Source organism: Flavobacterium sp. Leaf82, assembly GCF_001422725.1.
Taxonomy (GTDB): domain Bacteria; phylum Bacteroidota; class Bacteroidia; order Flavobacteriales; family Flavobacteriaceae; genus Flavobacterium.
The window spans coordinates 216,178-238,441 of record NZ_LMMA01000036.1; the positions used below are offsets into that span (position 1 = coordinate 216,178).

Sequence of the window (22,264 nt, forward strand, 5' to 3'; positions counted from 1 at the left end):
ATAAAGATACCTAAAAATTTAACCCGCTATAAAACAACTGTTTTACGGTTTTGACCGTGATTTATTTTTACGATATATCGTTAATTTGTGACTGATTTATTAAATGTGGATAATTTTTAAAGTACAATAAATTCAATTGGTGATATTTAATCAACTTATTCTCTTCTTAAAAAAGAGAAAGCGGAAGATTTGAGGTTCTTTATTACTTAAAAAATCAACTGAATTTTTATTAATACTACACTTTTTTAATTCTCAGTTCTTTAAAATATAATTGTGCCGGGTTTCTTGTTGTGATAGCAATTTTAACTTAAAAATGACCTAGCTTTGCCTCTCTGTACTTTGATTTTTCTGGTAAGAATACCTTATTTTACTTAAGTCTTGTACTTGTATTTTTCAAATTAAAAAAAAAACCTGAAAGCAATTATTCAATCTTTATTATGTCGCAATTAATACGAACCGGTATTTTATTTCTCTTCCTTCAATTTGGCTTTATTGTATCGGCTCAGCCAATTGCCAGACAAAAAGGTGATATCCTGAAAATGGAATTAGAAAAAAAACTGAATGATACTGTTCGTGTTCTAAAACTTCAGGAATTAAGTCTTTATTATGTAAAGAAAGTTGGTGAGCTCAAAATTGATATGGACAGCAGTTATGTAGTGGCCAGGGAAGCTGAATTACTAAGCGACAAAATTAATTTTAAGAGAGGAAAATGGATGAGTTATGTTTTGTATTCTCAGATTTATAGAGAAGGTCAAAACCCTGAAAAAGGAAGAAAGGAACTGAACAAAGCATTTGCGATTGCCAAAAAAAATAAAGTAGACTGGCTTGAAGGTGAAGCTTATCTTGAACTTACCAATTATTATGAATTAAATACTACTGGTCTTAAAATAAGGATTGAGAATATAGAAAAAGCCCTTGCTGCTTTTAAAAAAGCGGGTCAGAAAAAAAAGATGGCAGATCTTCTGGTCTATTTTGGTGCGCATTATTATTATCTGGGCGAGTTTAAAGAGGCACTTCATAAATACGACGAAGCAAAAAAAATATATACAGCTATTGGCAGCAATGATCTGCAAAACTTTTACAGTCAGGTTTTTAAAACTTATTCTAAACTGGGTTTATATCAGGAAGCAATAAAATATGGTCAGCTTGCGGTAAAATATGGCGAGAGAAATAAGGATGCTTTTTTTATGGCAGACGATTATAATCATTTGGGATATGCCTATTATTATGTCGAAAATTATGAATTAGCGCTTGAATGCCACAAAAAGTCTTTTGCTTTAAGCCTGAAGGTTTTTCCTGATTACATGAATTTTTATATCGCAAATTCGATTATAAAAGAAATGCTAAAGCTAAAAAAGCTGAAGGAAGCTAAACTCTTTTTAGATACTGAACTTAAATCCCAACAAATAAAAGACGACCGAGATTTGATCTGGTACAGAATAAGTCAGATTAATGTTTATGACGCTTTGGGCAATCTAAAACTGGCTGATAAATATTGTAATGAAGTGATGTATCTTCAGGAAAAGAACAAAAAAAACTTACTGCAAATTTCCAGTTTTGAGGTAAACAATACGATTATAAGTCATTTGTTTAAGATGAAAAATTATGAATTGGGTTTAAAATATCAACAAATAAATAAAGCTACATCTGCTAAAATTAAGGATATCAATATCATCATGAATGGTTATTTGATGGAGTTTAAGCTCGACTCTGCATCCGGCAACTACATGTCAGCGATTAGCAGTCTTAAAAACTATCACAAAATAAAAGACAGTCTTTTTAATGAGGTAAAATCATATCAGATTTCGAATCTGGAAGTAAAATTTCAAACCGAAAACAAGGATCAGAATATTCAATTATTAACGAAAGAAAGTGCGCTGCAAAAAGCTAAAATCCAAAGTGATAAAGTGGCAAAACTAATCGCCGGTCTGGTTTTGTTTTTAGTCCTTATTATTACGGGATTAATTTTTAGGGGATATCAAAATAAAAAAGAAAGCAATAAAAAACTGGAGGCTAGTAAAAACCGAATCGAGAAAAAGAATAAAATCCTGCAAAATGTGGTTCAGGAAAAAGAATGGCTGCTAAAAGAAATTCACCACAGGGTAAAGAATAATTTGCAGGTTGTGATGAGTTTACTAAATACACAATCGTCTTTTCTAAAAGATGAATCAGCAGTTATGGCGATAAAAGAAAGTCAGAACCGTATAAATTCGATGTCATTGATTCACCAGCGTTTGTATCAGTCAGAAGGTCTTTCGTGTATTAAAATGCCTGAATATATAAAGGAACTTATAAGTCATTTGAAAGATAGTTATCCTGTAAATTATAATTTTGTTGTTGCTGTTGAAGACATCGAAATGCACGTTTCGCAAGCAATCCCGATTGGATTAATCCTGAACGAAGGAATTACGAATGCTATAAAATATGCTTTCCCAAATGAGGAAAAAGGGACAATTACGGTAACATTAAGCCATTTTGAGGATGATTATTTCCGACTTGAAATTGCGGATAATGGTGTAGGAATCGAAGGCGAAATTGATATTTCTAAATACAATTCGCTTGGTATGAAATTAATAGAAGGTTTAAGCAGGGATCTTAATGGAAAATTTGAAATTATAAATTCTAATGGTTTAAAAATAAGGATAACGTTTGTTTACGATTATGCTTTTAATTTTAAATAACCTTTTATTTAATTTCTTCCAGAATCAGTTCAGAAACGGCATCAATTGCCCGAGCAATACTATTTTATTCTCCCGTTTCGCTATGTGGCGCATCTACGGGTTTGGATTGTGAAGATCCTTTTTGACGTAAAAAAATGGACAATACAATAATAGCAAAAACAGAAAGGAATTCGCTTTGCCAATTTTGAAAAGATTCAAACCAAAAACGGGATTCTCCCCAATAGTCTGCTAAAGAAATTTGTGGATTTCCTTTAAGCATATTCGCTGAATTTTCGTCTTTGAAACTGCCGTAAAAATGGAGGGCAAAGGAAGCAAAAAACAGCAAAAATAAAATTATGGTCAATGAATTTTTATAAAGCCATAACCAAACGCCACCTTTTTTAACAGGCCATGGCGCGCCTTTACGTTCTGGAGAAGGTTCACGATCTACCGCTTCTTTTCCGTCAAAACCTTTAGATTCTGATGATCCTTTTTGTTTTAAAAATATAGTAAGCCATACAAATAAAGCCATTTGCAAAAACTCACTTTCCCAATTCTCAAAAGTAGATTCGATAAAATGTCCGGTGGTCAGATAATCACTCATCGTAACTGCATGACCGCCATTTTCTATAAGCTCTTTGTTATATTCATCAATACCAAAAAATACCTGGCCAAAAAAGGCTCCGATAAAAAGTAACAGAAACACAATAGACAGACTGTTTTGGTATAAAAATTTTTTCATGTTTTGCTTATTAAAAATTACATTTCATCAATTCTGTTTTTAATGAAACACACAGAAATACAGGTATTCAATTTTATATGAAAGCTATATTTCTGCGTGTTCTTTTTATTTTAATTTTATATGAGATTTAAGAATTATGCTTGTTTTAGCAGGTCTTCTCTTTCCCAGAAACGGTGTCTTCCCATTGCTTTTATAAAAGAAGTTGCTAGTGCTTTATCTCCTATTTTTTCGCTTGTTAAGATTCCGGCATCTTTATGAACATCATCTTTTAACGGCAGAACTTGAACTCCCTGACCTTCGGCAGCAATAAATTTGCAGTGGTGGTAAGCATCTTTTATAAATTCGCCAACTTCTTTCTTGTTTTTAAGTGCTGTAATTCCTTTTCCTGCAGGAATAAATACGGCATCAAATAAAACAGATGAAGCGATAAGATAACTTTGATCTACCGGAATTTCAAGACCTTCCTCTGAAACGATAGTTCCTAAATGCGGTGCAATAATTACTGCTTTTGCTCCAGCATCTTTAAGAGCCAGTTTCATCGTTTTTACTGAGTCGGCATTTACACCTTCTGCACATAAAAATGCAACTTGTCTGGTGGCAATTGTATTCGAGATTGTTGGATTTTTAAGCATGCTTAACGCATCAGAACTTTCAATAGATTGTTTTACTTCCGTTGGTTCATGTTTTCCGTTATCATCAGCTCCAACTCCGTGGTTAATTGGTTTTTCAAGTTCTGTTGGTACAGTCATCCCTAAAGCTTTTGCTACTTTTGCAGCAAGATTTTTATCTATTTTAGAGATTAATCCCAACATTCTTTCTCTGATTGCTTTTGTTTCTACTTTTCCAAGTTCAAAAGACAAAGCGTCTGCAATATGATTTTGTTCTATTGGCGTCTGGCTGTTAAAGAAAAGTTTTGCCTGACTAAAATGATCTGAGAAACTTTCGCTTCTTTCGCGGATTTTTTGAGCATCGATTCTTTCGTTGAAACTACTAAAACCTCCTTCGTCTATTTTTGCCTGAAACGGACAACCACCGCCTAATGAATTAGGGTGATAACTTACTCGCCCAGTTGGAATTTCCTGACGCATATGTCCGTCTCGCTGGTTGTTGTGCATTGGCGCAACAGTACGATTAATTGGAATTTCATGAAAATTAGGACTTCCTAATCTTGATAATTGTGTATCTGTGTACGAAAATAAACGTCCTTGTAATAATGGATCGTTAGAGAAATCGATTCCGGGAACAACATGTCCGGGATGAAAAGCAACTTGTTCTGTTTCTGCAAAAAAGTTATCCGGATTTTTGTTCAGCACCATTTTTCCTATAATTTGTACAGGAACTAATTCTTCCGGTATCAATTTAGTTGGGTCCAGAAGATCAAACTCAAATTTATGTTCATCAGCTTCCGGAACAATTTGTACGCCTAATTCCCATTCAGGGAAATTTCCTCCTTCTATAGCTTCCCAAAGATCTTGTCTGTGGAAATCTGAATTTTTACCTGAAATTTTTTGTGCTTCATCCCAAGCAACAGCGTGTGTTCCTAATTTAGGTTTCCAATGAAATTTTACAAAATGTGATTCGTTATTTTTATTGATAAATCTAAAGGTATGAACTCCAAAACCTTCCATCATTCTTAAACTTCTTGGAATCGCCCTGTCACTCATTACCCACATTATCATGTGCATAGATTCCGGCATTAACGAAATAAAATCCCAGAAAGTATCGTGTGCTGATGCTGCTTGTGGCATTTCATGATGTGGTTCCGGTTTTACGGCATGAATTAAATCAGGAAATTTCATGGCATCCTGAATAAAAAATACCGGCATATTGTTTCCTACTAAATCATAGTTTCCTTCTTGTGTGTAAAATTTAACCGAAAATCCGCGCACATCACGTGCCAAATCTGTAGAACCTCTTGATCCTGCAACGGTCGAGAAACGTACAAAAACGGGGGTTTTGATACTTTTATCGTTAAGGAAACCTGCTTTTGTATATTTTTCCATAGAATCATACAATTCAAAATATCCATGAGCTGCAGATCCTCTCGCATGAACAATTCTTTCCGGAATGCGTTCGTGGTCGAAATGGGTAATTTTTTCTCTCAGAATAAAATCTTCCAATAACGAAGGTCCTCTCTCACCAGCTTTTAATGAGTTGTTGTTGTCGTTAATTTTTACTCCTTGATTGGTAGTCAAAAATTGATTGTCAGCATTTGATTTATTGATCTCTAAATCTCTTTGCTTATCATCAGCGTGATCCTGACTTGGTTTCTTTGAATTTTTCATTTTTTTGATAGTTGTTTAGGATTTTTAAATAGTTTTAAAAAAAACAGTATTTCTAATTCTCTAGTTATCATTAGCATTTTGAGAATTATCAACTGTAACAAGCCTGACAAATTTACTTTTCTATAAAACCAAGTGCTTACATGATTATACACAAAGATTACATCATTTAAACATTTGAAAATCAGCAATAACATTAATTTAAAAAATAGTAGTACCTCTCTTGAAAAAAGTTATATTATTTGTACAAATACTTACATTATAATTAACTGTTAATTATACAATTAGATTTTATTTTTCTGTAAGGAATCAGGAAGTATTAGGAAGTAGATTTGTATAATAACCTTATGAAAAAGCTATTATGAAAACTACCGATCAAAAAAACAGCAGCACTGCAACATCAGGTGCAAAGTCTACAGATAAAAAAACAGACAAGAAAGAAACGTCTCCAAAAAGAGAAACTAAACCAAATGCAAAGGATGAAAAAAAGCCTGCAACTGCAAAAAAATAATTAATTCTAAATTATAGTATAATAGAAAATAGAGAAAATCAAAATTATGGTCAAGAAAACCGTGATTTTAATCAGGACTTAGATACTCTTATCGATAAAGAAAATGCCAATAAAGACAATAGATATAAAGTTCAGGAAGAATTTATAGACGATGTCAATCACCAAACGAATGATTATAACAGAAATGAAAATAATCCGGGCGAAGAGCCAATCGTAAATGATGAGGAGCAAATTACAAATGATGAAGATCCGGAAGATTTAGATGATTCATTAGAAAAAGACGGAGATCTGGATGACGATGATTCAGAAGAAGAAAAAGAAGAAGAAATCTCAAGAAATCTGGAACGCGATATTGATGAAGTTTCGCATGATCCTTTTCCGAGTATTAGTCCGGAAAAATTTTAGATCATGAAATATTACTATTAGATAACCGTTAGGATTTAAAACTTAACGGTTATTTTTTTTATGATCGGTACTGAAATTTTATAATAAAAAATTAAAACTATATAAGCTTAATAGATTGAATTGCAGTAATTTTAAAATATCTGTTTTGAATACAAAAAGTGATTAAAAATTTTTAATTTGTCTATATGGATATTACAATTCAACTTATCTGGTTATTTGTTCTCGCTATTCCAATAGCTTGCATTAGCTGGACTGTCACGCATGAAGAAATATTTAAAGAGCCTCGTGAATGGTGTGTCAAACATTCTAAAAACGATAGAACAATTTTAGCCAGAAAGGCATTTTATCTCTTTACCTGCGAATATTGTTTTAGCCATTATGTCACAATTGCTTTTTTAGTCCTTTGTAATTATAAACTTTTGCTAAATGATTGGCGCGGCTACATTTTGGCAGGATTTTCGCTGGTTTTTGTAGCAAATGCTTATATGAGCCTTTTTGCTTTATTAAGACAGGCCATTAAAAAAGAAAAAGTAGAAATCGAAAAAATTGAGAATGAAAATGATAGTGAAAAACTATCGTCATAATAATAGTTAACTAAATAAATTAAACAAATCATGGAAAATTTAAATTTTATAGACCCATTATTGCACGGAATTACGCCTGAAACAGTAGGAAACAAAATACCAAATCTTTCTGTAAAACACTTAGTTTGTGCGGGAGTAGGTTCACTAATAGCTGGTGCTGTATTAAAAAAAGCAGGTCAAAATAAAGCTGGTGCCATAGTAGGAAGTCTTGCTTTACCATTATTGGCTTCAGCATTTTACAAGCAAATTTCTAAAACAAATAAAGCAAAAAGAGAGTTAAACGAAAGCAGTGGTATCGAATATAATCACTAAATTTGTTAGAGGCTCTGCTTTCAGATTTCAGACTCTGTAAAAAACAAATAAAAACAAATATTGGTTAGCCATCAATTCATGGGATTATGCTACATCATCAGCTACTAAAGATTAGTGAATTGATGGTTATTTTACCAAATAGTATTATAATCAAAAAGCCTGTAATTAATTACAGGCTTTTTTTGTTTTTTGGCTTTTGCTGCGTTGCAAATAAAATCCCTAAAGAAAATTGCTGCATCTCAAAATAATATATCCGAATTATTTAACCTGGATATTTCCTTCGACCCAATTTAGGGCTTTGTTGAAATCTATTTTTTTAAATCCTTTAAATTCTCCCGGAACTACATAACTAAATCCGTTTGTGAAAGTGATTATTTCCTCAGAATCTGTTACGATTGCAGCCCTGTTCCATTTTCCAAGATGTTTTAGTCCTAATAAAGCATCCTGAAGCCACGCTCCTGCTGTGAAGTTTTGAATGTCTGTATCTAAAACCAACAAAAAGTTGATTTCGTTAATTTGTTTTACCAAATGTTCGACAGAAGGAACTACTACACGTAAAAAATCTTCTTTGGTTACTTCTGCTAATGCTCTAAAAGCTACAATATTGTCTGTTGTATCGATTTGATGTATCATTTTATTTTCTTTTTTTGAATTGTTTCTAATTTTATCATTCTCTGAATTTTCATTTAAGTGCCGAAAATTACTTTCAAATTTAATTATAGAACTTATCACGTCCCTTATAACATCTCATCTGATTTTTATATTATAACTATCTGGATTTTAAAAGGTTCTAAGGAACAAAGTTGCAAAGGGACAGAGGTTTTTTATTGTAACGATTTGTATTGTGTGATTAATATTGACAAAGATTTTCCGTAGAGACGCACAGCAGTGCGTCTAACAACAGGATTTTGTTTGAAACAATTGGAACAGGATTCAAAATTTATGAATTAAAATAACAAAAGCCCATTTCTTTCGAAACAGGCTTTTTGTAAAAAAAATAAAAAATAAACTAACACAAATTTTTTAATATCCTTGATTTTGTTTGAATACCTTTTGGTCAATAACGGTTTGCGGAATTGGGAATGCTCTTCTAAAAGGCTGTGAAGCAACTTTTGCCGTTCCTGCTAAGTCAAATTTTCCAAAACGAATACTTTGTGGTCTTCTTTGTAGTTCCCAATATAATTCGAAACCTAATTCTTTGTATAATTGTTCTGAATCTACAGCTGTAAGTGCTTTTCCCGGAGCATTTGCATATAATGATTCTCTTTTTCTGCTTGTACGCAATTTATTAAGATCGATCAATGCTAAACCTGTGTTTCCTTTTCTAAAATAAGCTTCGGCTCTCATGGCATAAATTCCTCCTAAACGAAATAACGGGATATCAACATTACTGTTTCCGTTTCCTCCTTCTGGATCAAATTCGTATTTAAAAACACGCGCTCCCTGATTGATTTCGTTTTGGGCAAAAACAGATTTACTAGGATCTGCAAATGTTAACGATGGCGTAAAATTCATTCTTGTTCCGGTACTTTTTTCCATAACTAATGGAGAAACTTTGATACGGTTTCCTATCATTTCAAGAGATCCTGAAGCTAATAATATTGGACCGTATTGAAGTCCAGCCTGAATTCCTCTGTTAAAGTGAAACCAAGGTAATGCCGGGCTGCTTTTAGGTACGATATCTGTTGCAGGAACACTTACATCTGTACCGTTGTTCATAAACCATGTACCATCAGCATATTGGTAATGTTGTTCGAATCTTGGATCATCGTGATTACCATCCCATGTTGCATAAAATTCAGGAGTTGTACAAGCAGCATTTGTTCCTCTGTTTGCAGCAGATGTTCTCTGGTTACGCTCCATACATACATAAGCAAAACTGTTTGAACCGTTGCGGATATAATCTATTTTTTGAGAAATGGCAAAAATAAGTTCTTTACCATTATCATTATCTCTTGCAAAGTTTTTGAAAAAATCACTTTCTAAACTAAATTTTCCTGAATCTATCAATAGTGATGTATAATAAATAACACGGTCCATATCTGTTCCTGTGCTTCCTGCAACTGCCGGCTCATTAAAATTAAAAGCAGATGTTGCGTTGTAACGGTCTTTAAATACGGCACGATTTAAATACATCGTACTTAAAAAAGCATAAGCAGCTTGTTTGGTAAATCTTCCGTGGTGTGTTCTTTGCGAACCAATGTCAGCTAGATTTGGTAATAAAGCTTCTACATCCGTAATTAATTTATCAATCTCAGTCTCTGCTTTTAAAATTTGCAAAGGCGCATCTACGTTCAACGGATCTCTAAATGGTGCTTGTCCGTAAAGATCTAATGTCGTGTAGGTATAATAAGCCAAAAGTGCTTTTGATTCTGCCAGAAATAATGATTTCTCTGTAAAAGAAGTTTCTTCTGCTGACTTAATTGCGGTCAAAGAACGCGTGATTCCGTTTGTCAATAAATCCCAGTTACCCACAATAATAGCATTACTTGATGTCCAGGTAAATTCGTGCATGTCCCTCCATTTTCCACCATCTCCCCAGTCACTTCCGCGAGTTGGCAAAATAGCTTCGTCTGTAGTATATTCCTGCATGGCAAAAACTGCTCCGTGATCTACGAAAGTTCCGTCTCCAAGTCTGTCATAAGCGGCAGCAAGTGCGCCTGCAGGATCTGTAGCGTCAGTTCCTAATTTTTCGTCTAATACAACTTCATCAAGATCTGTACAGCTGTTTAATAGAAAAAGAAAAGAAAATATAGTTATAATTTTTATGCTGAAAAATGTCTTTGTCTTCATGATTTATAATTTTAAAGTTGCTCCGAAACTGAACGTTCTCGAAGTTGGATAACTAGCGTAATCAATACCAATAGATTGGTTTCCTCCGTTAGATTTTGGACTGTTGATTAACGGATCGTAACCTGTATAATTCGTAATTGTTATTAAGTTTTGACCTGTTACATAAAGTGTTAATCCGTTTAACCAGTTTACTCCTTTCAGATCAAAATTGTAACCAATACGCGCTGTATTTAATCTGATAAAATCTGATTTCTCTAAGAATAAGGTTGATAGAATTGGTGAGTTTGTTGCGTTTGCACCAGATTCATAATATCCTGTAGCAACATTTCGGTCAGAAGCCAGGTTATTGATATTTAATGCATTCAATCCTGTATTATTCAACAAATAACCTCCGGTTTGACCAATGATTGAGAATGAAAACGAAAAGTTTTTGTATCTCATATCACTATTAAAACCATAGTAAAAAGTAGGCAATGCACCTTCGATAATTATTCTGTCGCTGTTATCGATTTTACCGTCTCCGTTTTGATCTTTAAAAATATTTCCGCCTTTATCATCAAAACCAATATGCTCTAACAAATAAAATGAACCTGCTGCATATCCGCTTTTGTAAATATTAGCATTTACTCCTGATTGTCCAGGCCCTGAAATAGTTCCTGTTAAGATTTCTGAAACCGGCAAGTCCTCTATTTTATTTTTTAAAGTTGCACCGTTCAAATCGATATTCCAGGTAAAATTCTTCGTATCAACTAATTTTGAACCTAACATAAATTCAAAACCTTTGTTAACGATTTTTCCGTCGATATTTGTCCAAACTGTTGTTGTAGGTTTCAAAGGACTTGAAGGAACGTTTAAGATTGCATCTGTAGTTGTTTTATTGAAATAATCTAAAGTTCCGTACAATTTATCACTCCATAAATTGAAGTCTAAACCTAAATTGTATTGTGTAACTACTTCCCATTTTAAATCAGGATTTGCTGTTCTGGTTACAGAAACACCGTTTACCAAAGTCAAATCATCATATAAATAATATCCATCCGGACCAGATAACGAATAACTTGCTTTAGTCAATTTGTTTTGAACTTCCTGATTTCCTGTTTGTCCCCAGCTCGCTCTTAACTTTAAGTTATTGATAGCCGTTACATTTTCTAAGAAACTTTCTTTAGCAACATTCCATCCTAAAGCAAATGAAGGAAAGTAACCGTATTTATTGTTATCACCAAAACGAGTAGATCCGTCAGCTCTCATCGAAGCAGTTAAAAGATACTTATCGTTGAACGTGTAATTTAATCTGCCAAAATAAGATTGCAATTCGTTTTCCTGAGCATAACCCGTAGTTCCGGATTGTGTTCCTGCAAAACCAGGATTAATAGATGGTTTGATACCAACACCTTGCGCAGAAATTCCGTCGATACTGAAACTTGTTCCTGATCTTTCGAATTTTTGATAAGAGAAACCTCCAAGAACTTCAAATTTATGTTTGTCCAGTAATAAATTATACGTTAGATAATGTTCTACCAAAGAGTTTTTAGAATCTAAATTATTCTGAACGTATTTTCCTTTTGGATTTAAATCTGTAACGTTTGGATAAATTGTCGTGCTTCTTTCTGCCGTAGAACGATCAATACCAACATTTAATTTATATTCTAATCCGTTTACAATTCTTAACGAAGCTTCAAGATTTCCTAAAACTCTCAACGTACGTGTTTGATCCTCATAGATGCTCAATAAATAAGCAGGATTATAATGCGCATTCATGTTAAAGTTGGTAAACTTTCCGTTTGCATCATAAACTGATCTTGTTGGGTTTGCCATCAAAGTATGTACAATCAACTGACCGTTAGAACCTCCGTCATCACTTGTAGGAACTCCATCATCTTTAGTTTCACTAGCGGTAAGATTCACTTTTACTTTTAAACGTTTGTTATCCAGAAAAGATTCGGCAGCATTAATTCTACCAGACATACGTTTGAAATTACTATTGCGAACAATACCTTCCTGATCCATCTGCGCTACAGATGCATAGTAATTACCAGATTCTGTTTGTTTAGAGAAAGACAATGCATTGTTTTTTGTCACTGCTGTTCTGTAAATTACATCTTGCCAATCTGTGTTTCCGCCATGATCAAAAGCAGGTTCTTTAATTGCGCCTCTATATTGGCTTGCACTTAAAACATCCAGTTTATTTGCCACAGTCGAAAGTCCTGTATACGTATCAAAAGTCAAAGTTCCTTCGCCTTTAGAACCTTTTTTAGTCGTAACCAAAACAACTCCGTTAGATCCTCTCGCACCATAAATTGCTGCTGCAGATGCATCTTTAAGAACCGTAATAGATTCGATATCACTGCTGTTCAAAAAGTTTAAAGGATTTTTAGCCGCAGATGCTCCAAAACCAACATTTGTTCCTGACGGACTCACATCGTCATTTGCCAACGGCACACCATCAACTACGAACAAAGGTGTACTACCGCTTCTGATAGATCCAACTCCACGAATTGTAACGTTTACACCTGCTCCCGGTTCTCCACTTGTACTTACAACACGAACTCCGGCTACTTTTCCTTGCAATAAATTATCAGGAGAAATATTGATTCCTTGTTTAAAATTTGCTGCCTCAAGTTGTGTTACAGCTCCGGTAACATCTTTTTTAGATTGTTTACCATAACCTACAACCAAAACCTCATTTAGTTCAGCCGTATTTGGCTCTAACTGAATTGTCATAAAACCACTTTGCACCACAACGGTTTTCGTTTTATAACCCATGTATGAAACCTCGATTGTTTTTCCTTCGCCAACAGTAAGATCAAACTCTCCGTCGAAATTAGAAACTGTTGAGTTTGTAGAACTCGTTTCCATAATGGTTGCACCAGGAATAGGCACTTTGTTTTCGTCAACAATTTTACCTTTTACCTTAACTTTTTCAACTACTTTATTGCTAATTGTTTTAGGAGCAATTGTTTTCTGAATTAAAACTAATTTGCCATTAATACTGTAATTGAAACTTGCTTTTTTAGATAAATCACTTAAAATTAAAGCTATAGATTCATTCGTATAATTTACAGTATAAACAGTATTATCAGCAATAATAGCTTGTCCGTAACTAAATTTATAGTCCGTTTGTTGTGTCAATTTTGAAAAAATAGAAACAAGAGTAGCTTTTTCTATTTTATTTTTTACTTTTGATTCTCCAGAAAAATTAGTTTTACTGTAACCACTTTGAACGGCCAGTAACGCCAGTACTAAAAAGACGATTCTCTTTAGATTTAAATAGGTAAGTTTAAAATACATGATTTAAGTTATTGGTTTTTTTTACGATACTTAATTATAATGGCAGTTGTTCTCAGCAACTGCTTTTTTTTGTTTTTAATCCACTCTTACTATTTCGTCATAAACTTTAAATTTTAGGTTTGTGATATAATTTATTTGTTGTAAAACACTTTCTAACGTCGCATCCTTTTTAATGAATACCGTTAGCGGAGTTGCCAATACACGCTCGTCATTGTATTGAAATGAAACTCCGTATTTATATTGTAAAATGGTAATTACCTGTTTTAGTGTTGTTTGATTAAGAGTAATATCTGTAGTGTACCAATTGACCAAAAAGGATTTCTCTGCCAGTTGTTTGGTTAATTTTTGTGCCGTAAACAAAGCTTCTTCATTAGGCACCAAATCAACGTTTTGTCCTTTTGTAGAAACATTTACTTTTCCGGTCACTACAATAACTTCGCATTTTGATTTCGAATACTGAATGTGAAATGAAGTTCCCACAACTCTCGTTTTTACTTCTCCGGAAGTAATTATAAAAGGATGTTCTTTGTCTTTGGCAACTTCAAAAAAAGCATTTCCTTTTAGTAAAGAAACCTTTCTCTCGTCGCCCATAAATTTTTCAGGATACTGAAATGATGAATTTGCTGCCAGATAAATTTTCGAACCGTCACTTAATTCGATAGATTTGGGGGTATCTGACGTTTTAAATGATAATTGCTTTTCGGTTGTAGATTTTGGTTTAAAGAAAAAACCTAAACCAACCAAAAAAAGAATGCTGGCAGCTGCCATATATTTTAAATAAGGATTAAAAGATTTTTTCTTCCCTATTCTTAATTGTATATTTTCGTAGATATCATGAGAAACTTCTTCAGGATTTCCCATTGCGGTTTCATCCCAATTTGAGTTTTGATATTGATTTAAAGCAAAATCATTCAGTAAATTTTCTTCTGCCTGAGATGTTTTATTTCGGGAACTTTTATCTATTAAATGTTCTAAGCTATGCTTGATTCTTCTTATCATAATACTTGTTATTACCAATAAGTACCAGAAATGCAAAATCGTACTATCGAGAAATATTATGAAACCATTAACAGAAAGTTATCTTAAAACTTTTGGTTCAAAATAATAAACGGAGCAAGCCAGGCAAGGTCTTTCAAGCCTTCGCGCAATTGTTTTAAAGCAGACGAAATTTGATTTTTGACGGTTTGTTTAGAGATTCCAAGTTCATCAGCAATCTGGTCAATTGACATATCCTGAAATTTGTACATCAATAAAACCTCTTTTCTTTTCTCCGGAAGCTGCTCTAATAAAGAATAGAGTACATCCATAATTTCCGGATCTATCGACGTAAAATTATCGATAATGTAATCTTCAAATTTATCCTCCAGAATCGTCTTATCAAACCTGTTATTTTGATAATGTTTGAAAACCTGGTTTTTTACCGCACGAAATAAATAAGGTTCGATTGCATTTATATTCAAATCGTCTTTTCGCTCCCATAAATCAATAAAAACATCCTGAACAATGTTCTGTGCCAAGTCTTTATCCTGAGTCATCGTATACGAAAAAGCATTTAGCTTTTTCCAGTAATCAGTATACGTTTTTTCAAATATTTCAGGGTTCTTCATAACAAAATTGGGGACTGTTTCGTGATGTAAAATAATAAAATGTAATACCATTGTTTTTTTCCTGAAGGTTATCTTTAAATTAAGGAATCAATTCGTTTGTTTTATTAATACTACTTTTTTGGATTAAAAATGACACTTAGTTTGCGATTTCTTTTTTTTTAACTAACACAAAAATCAGATCTTGATTCTACTTTAGTATTCTCAAAAAGGCAAACTTCTCATTTGCCAAATCCCACTTCTATTTCAGTAATTCCTATTCAAACAATTATGAAACAAACTCTGTTTACAGTACTAATTGCCGGTGCAGCAATTTGTAATTCTTATGCGCAAAGCGACAATTTAAAGATTAATCAAATCCAGGTAATTGGTTCACACAATAGTTACCGCCAGAATATTGAACCGGATTTATACAATCTCATTCAGGCAAAAGATACTTCGCGTTCCCTAAAAGGCTTGCAATACACACATATTTCGATTACAGACCAATTAAATAAAGGTTTACGAAATTTGGAAATCGATGTTCAGGGTGATCCCAAAGGCGGAAAATATGCACACCCAAAAGGTTTGGACATTGCAAAATCTGAAAAAGCTTATGATCCCAATGGAGAAATGAAAAAGCCGGGGTTCAAAGTTTTTCATATGATTGATATTGATTTCAGAACATCCTGCTACACGCTTCAAAATTGCCTTGCAGAATTAAAAAAATGGTCTGATGCCAATCCGGATCACGTTCCGGTTTTTATTACTTTGGAACCAAAAGATGACGATAGCTTCTTAGGTACAAAAGCGGAGAAATTCACGCCGGAATTGTTTGATGCCTTAGATGCAGAACTTCGCAAAGGTTTAGGGAATAAATTGATTACACCGGATATGGTTCGAGGAAAATACAAAACGCTCGAAGAAGCTGTTCTGAATAACAATTGGCCAACTTTGAAAAAAGCAAAAGGCAAGTTTTTATTCATTTTGGATAATAATGGAACCAAAAGAGATTTGTACGCGCTAAATCATCCATCCTTAAAAGGACGCGCCGTTTTCATCAACGCCGAACCCGGAAAACCAGAAGCCGCAACTTTATTCCGCAACAACTCTGAAGATCCTGAAATCACAAGTTTGGTAAAAAAAGGATATATCATAAGAACCCGCGCCGACTCTGATACTAAAGAAGCCAGAGCAAATGATTACACTCATTTTGAAGCAGCCAAGAAATCCGGTGCTCAGGTTATCACTACAGATTATTATTTGCCAAGTACTCTTTTTAGTTCTCCTTATCAGATAAAATATGATGATGGAACTTATGTGAGGGTGAATCCTGTAAATGGCGTTGAGTAGTTTTTAGTCTCAGTTTTCAGTATCAGTTTTTCCGGTGCTAAACCTGACAGGTTTTAAAAACCTGTCAGGTTTATTATTTTGTTTCAAGTTTTGTTGGAATGTAAAACTTGGAACTTTTTTATTGCATATTTTAAGCACGCAGATGACACGGATTTGAATGGATTGTCACGGATTTTTTTTGTTTTTGTACGCACCTATTGTCATTGCGAGGAGCGAAGCAACCTCACTAATAATCCGCAAATTTTGATCTGGTAAATGTGGTTGCTTCGCTCCTCGCAATGACAAAAAATGAGAATAAAAAAAATCCGTGATAATCCGTGTTCTCGCGATAGCGAATCCGTGTCATCCGTGTGCCATTACTTTGCGGTAAAATCACTTTACAAGATTAGTAATCGTTCCCGTTTTCAAATCAACAATAAAATGATCTGCCGGAACTTCGTGCATGAATTTATTGAAGATGCTTAAAAACAATCTCGTTTGGTTTTGCAGCAATTTTTCTTTAGATATATCTTCTTTATGGTTTTCGAAAAACAACTGAGATAATACTTTATATTGTTTTGCTCTTGTGGTTCCAACATCCACTAAAGCCAATTCATCAGCGCTTCTAAAACGGTAGAAATCGACCAGAAGATCATAACCTGTCCAGTTGAAATCCTGCTTTTTTAGCTTGTTTTCAGATAAAAGTTTCTCTAATTTATTTTCCGCTTCTGTCCATTCTTTTTTGAAGTTTTCTTTGTTTTTCAGGATCACATCAAAATCCTTATCAGATTGAATCGCTGCCAGAACCAATAAATCTTCTCCGGAAACATTCAGGATAAAATTCTTAAAAGCAGCAGGCCAATCATCTGCCAGAAATCGCAATCGAACCAATTCCTTTAGATGAAAATCGGTAAAATCATGGTAGCTTTTCGTTTTGAGGATATCGATATTCCAAATGTCTTTTGTGTTTTGACTTTCGAGGAATTTATATTCCATTTTATACAAATCAAAAAGTTCATCGTATCCCGGAACCTCATCGATTGTAATAGTTTGAATGTCGACCAGATTGTCTTTTTTGATTGTCAATAATTTATAAGCCGGAATATAAGCTGCCAAAGATGGCGTCTGAATATTTACTAATGTATTTCCTTTTGCGGTAGTTCTGGTTCCGGTATCGTTAATATGCATATGTCCGCCAAAGTGAATTTTTAATCCCGCATCTGCAAAAACCTGCGCAACTTCTTCGACCGGAACGCGGTTCAATTGCCATTTATTTGGTCCTAATAATTCTTTTATTTCCGCAGAAGCGTCATCATTAAAATCAATCATAGGGAAATGACTGAAGGCGATCAACATTTTGCCTTGTTGTTTGGCTTGCGCCGAAATGTCTTCGACCCATTTTATAAGGTGTTTTTTATTCGAAAGTACATTGTTATAACCCGTACTGGCTTCAGAATAACTTTTTGAATCTTTGGGATCGCCATCATTTTTCTTCGGGATATAAACATTTCCGTCGATTGCCATTAACCAAAGTCCGTCAATAGGTTCTACAACATAACTCACATCCGGAACTTCAAATCCGGGTGCAACATTATAAACCCGATTGGATAATAAAGCTGCCTGAGAGGCTTTCTCGAAACTATAATTTTGATTGGTATACGATGAAAACGGAGTTGCCCAGAATTTGTATTTTTTATTGGGATAAAATCCAAAGTCTTTCAGATTATCTGTGATTCCTAAATAACCCATTTTAGCAATATCGGCGGTAATAACTACAGGCTGTTCGATTGTTAAGTTTGGCTTATACAGGCCTTCATTGCTAAAAATGGGTTGACTTTTTCCTTCTTTTCCTAAAAAATCTTCTTTACCGGACTCTTGTGCAAAAGGTCCAACGGGATCGTGATTTCCTGTGGTGATGAAAAATTCTATATGGTATTTTTTGCTGTATTTTTCTAAAATTTTCTCTAATCCTTTTACGTGAATCGGCTGACCATCATCTGTGTAATCTCCCGGAAGTGCAACATATTTTATCTTTCTTTTTGCGATATCTTCTAAAGCTGCAATAAAAGCAAAATAGTTCTCATTGAAAATTCTGGTCGAATGTAACTGAGATGCCATTGTTCTCATTAACGTATATTTTCCGGTTTTCGTATTCAAAATACCTTTATAATCACTATCAGAAAATGTTCCGAATAAATCCTGCAGATGAACATCAGATAAAAAAGCAACCTGAACGCCTTCAGGATTCTTTTGTTTTTGTGCCAAAACAGCAACGTTAAATAGTATGAAAAACAGAAAAGTAAAACAATATTTATAAGGAAAATTAATTTTAGAAATCATAGGTTAAGCTTTTGCAAATGGGATTATGAAACGTTTTAAAACGATTTGCAATTTTATACATTAAAACCTGAAATAGCTTTATCGTATTGTTACGGAATGATAATTTTTGTTGCTAACTGAGCGCTGAATTTTTTAGTTTCGAAAAGTCGCGAAGACGCAAAGTTTTTTTTTGCAATTGAATTAACCTAAATATAATGGCACACAAAGAATGATTGTGCAAGGTTAATAATTTTATTAGGGGAAAAATTAAAACGGAAACCTGTATAAAAAAAACAATCTTGCCATTGCTGACAAGATTGTGTTAACCTTTGTCAAATCTACAAGTTTGACAAAGGTTGAAATAAAAATAACTAACAACTATTATTTTTTAATAAAACGCCTAACAGTTTGTTTACCGTCTTTATCAAAAACAATTACATAAACGCCTCTGTTTAAACTGGAAACATTTATATTATTATCTCTAATTTCCAGGCTTTTAACTAAACTTCCGGTTTGTGAATCGATAATTTGTACCGTTGCTCCTGCTACATCTTTTGTAAAGAAAAGCACATCTGAAACCGGATTTGGATATACATTGAAAGCCACATCCTGAATTTGTTCTTCGGCAATAATTGCAGACGATTCAGGAACAATTGCTGCATTTCCAATTTTTGTAATTCTGATCCAGTTAATGTTCATTCCCGTATTCTGAATATAGATTCCAAAATTGTACGTTCCTGCATTTACATTTACGGTTTGCGTTACCGTTTGCCAGTTTTGCCATCCTCCTGTATTTGGGATATCGACATTACCCAGAATAATCGTTCCTCCGTTTAAATCAGAAGACAATTTACCTCCGGCTACGCCACTTGCTACTCTATATTCTATTAAATATGAACCGTTTGTTGGAAAATTAATATTGTTATATGCTAACCAATCGCCAGTTTCTGTATAACCAACATTCGAACCTCCTCCGGTATCTGTTGTAGCTTCTACCTGAATACCGCTCATGGCTGAATAATCTTCGGCCTGAATTAAAGTCGATGTTTGAGAAGTAGCTGTTGCAATTAATTTCCATTGTCCGCAAGTCTGTCCATTATCCTGCCATTGCTGCACATTGGCACCATTTGCAGTACTTGCTCCGGCAACCTCAACAATTTTACCACTGTGTCTGGCAACAATTTTATAAAATCCGTCGCCTGTAGCAACCAGAATAAATTGCTGATTCGTTGTAGCGTTATACGGATATTGCTCTACATTGGCGCCATTGTCTTTATTAAAATTATTTACATCAAGAGATTGTCCGCTATGATTTGCTATGATTTTATACAAACCATCGCCTAAATGCGTAAACGTATATTTTTGATTGTTTCCAGTATTTACAGTTTCTTGCGCAATATTGGCTCCGTTAGATAAACTGGCATTCCATACATCCATATTAAGTCCGCTGTTTCTGTTTTGCAAAAAGAAAGTTTGATTTCCTAAAGTAGTAACTCCGTTTGCAATTACTCTGATTGAACTTACTTTATCATTCCAGGTAGTATTTAAACAGCTATTATCTGAATTAATGACTGTTGAAGCTCCTGTAAAATTATCATCCTGATATAAAATTGCCTGAAAACCTGACGTGATTTTAAGCGAAGAAATATCATCGTTTAAAATACCTAAAGCATTCAATCGTGCCAGATTATAATCCCCAATAGTTAAACCTCCTGAAAATCCGGTATAATTACAATCTTTATAAGCCGTAATTACATCTGTAGAAGGAGCAATATTTCCTCCTGGCGGAATCGTTCCTGTAACGGAATAACTTCCTATAGAACCGTAAGCGGAATATCCTCCGTAACCTGCGCTTCCTGCTCCGGTACCATCAACACCAATAAAATATTTACCGGCTGGCAAATTCACATTCATAGAAGCATTTAAGGCAAAAGGATCAGAGTTCCAATACGTTCCCATTTCGGCTCCTGCAGCATTATACAAGCGAATTAAAAGGTGCAGGTTTCCATCTCTTCCAACGGTATTGGCATTGATCGAAACATTTCCTCCGCCAGTTGTAAACGCAAAAAAATCATAATCTGCTTCGCTTGAAATTATTCCGTTTCTCTGACTAATAGCGCCGCTGGCATTATAATCTAAAGTGGTTGCAGAAGCTGTATTATTTCCATAATCATCACCTCTGTATCCTACGCCAAATTTAGTACCGGCAATAGTAGCGACATCATCTTGTTTATTATTGGCATAATCATATTCTCCTTTACTCCATTGTACGACAGGTCTGTAATATCCTGCTCCCATAATTGGCGCCCATGAAGTATTGTTTATCCCAACAAAATAATCTTCTGCCGGATTGGTTCTTCCGTCATGACCCAGATCAAAAGTATGACCTACTTCATGCGCAGAGGCGTCTCCACCAGATTTACCCGAAGTAATAAATACCCAGCAAGGTACATCATTGTCCCAATTGAAGGAACCAATATATGCAACGCCTCCCGCCCCCGGGGCTGCAGTATTGGTTGGAGTCACCACCACACGCATTCTTCTGTTTCTTGGGTACGAATTAAAAACGGCTTCACTGGTTGTAACATTCAGATTAAAAGGGCGATAATCTTCTGAGACTACTTCCCAATGTTGCTGTACATCGGCATCGCTCATTCCTGAAGGTGCAGCATTTATGGCGTTACCATTGTTCCAGAGATTTCCTGCCGGCATATTATAACCGTCAAAATCCAATAAAACACAACCTGCACCACCTGGTAAACTTTGCAGGTTTAATAAAGCCGGAGCAATTGCTGCAGCCGCTGCTTTACTGGTTGTTTTATTTGTGCTTTCCGGAACATTTTTATAATCGATACAAACCAAAGTATTGATATCAACTTTAGAAACAAAAGCATTTCCTTGTGCGTCTGAATAATATTTGTACGCTTCTCTTGTTTTCTTGAAAATAATATGTCCTTCAAGCGATTTATCCATCACTTTGATGTAAAAAGAAGATTCTGCGACATTTTTGATTTCTCCAATCAAAAATTCACTTGACGAATTTGATTCTTTATAATTTATTTTTCCGTTAAAGTTTTTCGAATTATCGACCTGAAGCAAGACTGTTTTTTCTGCATTCTTTGATGTTGCAGAAGCCACCAATTCTTTCTTTAAATTATTCATAAATGTTTTACTCGAGCCTAAAGAAGTCTGTGCAATTGCAAAGCTGCTAAAAGCTAAAAAGACAAGTAAAGCGAACTGAAACTTGTAATTGTTTTTCATATAAAATTTGGGGTTAAAAGGGTTGCATTGATGTTTGCTGAAAAAATTAACCGCAAAGCGCGCTAAGATTTTTATCCTGGATTGCATTTAGCAATCGCAAAGACCGCAAAGCTTTATCAACACAAAGCTTTGCGGTCTTTGCGTTTATATAAAACCTTACGCATAAAAAATCTTTGCGAACTTTGCGGTTAA

Annotated in this window: 14 protein-coding genes; 5 read left to right on the top strand and 9 right to left on the bottom strand. The window is 34.3% G+C overall.

Going from position 1 to position 22,264, the window contains the following annotated elements; all coding sequences use genetic code 11:
* Positions 1 to 437 precede the first annotated feature (437 nt).
* Positions 438 to 2,681 (top strand): histidine kinase dimerization/phosphoacceptor domain -containing protein, encoded by a 2,244-nt coding sequence (locus ASF10_RS22795; RefSeq protein WP_056254734.1) that lies wholly within the window; start codon positions 438 to 440, stop codon positions 2,679 to 2,681.
* 64 nt (positions 2,682 to 2,745) lie between these two features.
* Here the strand turns inward: ASF10_RS22795 and ASF10_RS22800 are convergent, their stop codons facing one another.
* Positions 2,746 to 3,402: a DUF6766 family protein gene (locus ASF10_RS22800; protein ID WP_056254736.1), complete on the bottom strand. Its 657-nt coding sequence runs from the start codon at positions 3,400 to 3,402 to the stop codon at positions 2,746 to 2,748.
* Positions 3,403 to 3,536: 134 nt separating this feature from the next.
* Positions 3,537 to 5,687: a catalase gene (locus ASF10_RS22805; protein WP_056254738.1), complete on the bottom strand. Its 2,151-nt coding sequence runs from the start codon at positions 5,685 to 5,687 to the stop codon at positions 3,537 to 3,539.
* A 358-nt stretch (positions 5,688 to 6,045) separates the two neighbouring features.
* Between ASF10_RS22805 and ASF10_RS24295 the strand changes: the two genes are divergently transcribed.
* The 3 genes from ASF10_RS24295 (at position 6,046) to ASF10_RS22820 (ending at position 7,496) form a co-directional block, all read left to right on the top strand.
* Positions 6,046 to 6,195, top strand: coding sequence for a hypothetical protein (locus ASF10_RS24295; RefSeq protein ID WP_157849080.1), 150 nt, complete (start codon positions 6,046 to 6,048; stop codon positions 6,193 to 6,195).
* A 590-nt stretch (positions 6,196 to 6,785) separates the two neighbouring features.
* On the top strand, positions 6,786 to 7,184 hold the full coding sequence (locus tag ASF10_RS22815; protein ID WP_056254743.1) for a hypothetical protein: 399 nt from the start codon (positions 6,786 to 6,788) through the stop codon (positions 7,182 to 7,184).
* A 30-nt stretch (positions 7,185 to 7,214) separates the two neighbouring features.
* Positions 7,215 to 7,496 carry a hypothetical protein gene (locus tag ASF10_RS22820; RefSeq protein WP_056254746.1) on the top strand — a complete coding sequence of 94 codons (282 nt, stop codon included), beginning with the start codon at positions 7,215 to 7,217 and terminating at the stop codon, positions 7,494 to 7,496.
* Between the two features lie 258 nt (positions 7,497 to 7,754).
* On the opposite strand, the gene ASF10_RS22825 is transcribed toward ASF10_RS22820, so the two are convergent.
* The 5 genes from ASF10_RS22825 to ASF10_RS22845 form a co-directional block, all read right to left on the bottom strand.
* Positions 7,755 to 8,129, bottom strand: coding sequence for an STAS/SEC14 domain-containing protein (locus tag ASF10_RS22825; protein ID WP_056254873.1), 375 nt, complete (start codon positions 8,127 to 8,129; stop codon positions 7,755 to 7,757).
* A 390-nt stretch (positions 8,130 to 8,519) separates the two neighbouring features.
* Entirely contained in the window at positions 8,520 to 10,289 is a 1,770-nt protein-coding gene (locus tag ASF10_RS22830; protein ID WP_056254748.1) for a RagB/SusD family nutrient uptake outer membrane protein, read from the bottom strand.
* Between the two features lie 3 nt (positions 10,290 to 10,292).
* On the bottom strand, positions 10,293 to 13,577 hold the full coding sequence (locus ASF10_RS22835; protein WP_056254751.1) for a SusC/RagA family TonB-linked outer membrane protein: 3,285 nt from the start codon (positions 13,575 to 13,577) through the stop codon (positions 10,293 to 10,295).
* Between the two features lie 75 nt (positions 13,578 to 13,652).
* Positions 13,653 to 14,576: a FecR family protein gene (locus tag ASF10_RS22840; protein WP_056254754.1), complete on the bottom strand. Its 924-nt coding sequence runs from the start codon at positions 14,574 to 14,576 to the stop codon at positions 13,653 to 13,655.
* Positions 14,577 to 14,659: 83 nt separating this feature from the next.
* A complete protein-coding gene (locus ASF10_RS22845; protein ID WP_056254756.1) occupies positions 14,660 to 15,184 on the bottom strand; it encodes an RNA polymerase sigma-70 factor in 525 nt (174 codons plus the stop codon).
* A gap of 267 nt (positions 15,185 to 15,451) precedes the next feature.
* Here ASF10_RS22845 and ASF10_RS22850 point away from each other — a divergent pair, with 267 nt between their 5' ends.
* The gene (locus ASF10_RS22850) at positions 15,452 to 16,513 is read left to right on the top strand and encodes a phosphatidylinositol-specific phospholipase C1-like protein (protein WP_056254876.1); all 1,062 of its coding nucleotides are present in this window, start codon (positions 15,452 to 15,454) and stop codon (positions 16,511 to 16,513) included.
* Between the two features lie 372 nt (positions 16,514 to 16,885).
* Here the strand turns inward: ASF10_RS22850 and ASF10_RS22855 are convergent, their stop codons facing one another.
* Positions 16,886 to 18,832 (bottom strand): metallophosphoesterase family protein, encoded by a 1,947-nt coding sequence (locus tag ASF10_RS22855; RefSeq protein ID WP_056254759.1) that lies wholly within the window; start codon positions 18,830 to 18,832, stop codon positions 16,886 to 16,888.
* Between the two features lie 360 nt (positions 18,833 to 19,192).
* Positions 19,193 to 22,072 (bottom strand): RICIN domain-containing protein, encoded by a 2,880-nt coding sequence (locus ASF10_RS24400; protein WP_241775004.1) that lies wholly within the window; start codon positions 22,070 to 22,072, stop codon positions 19,193 to 19,195.
* Between the last annotated feature and the right edge of the window lie 192 nt (positions 22,073 to 22,264).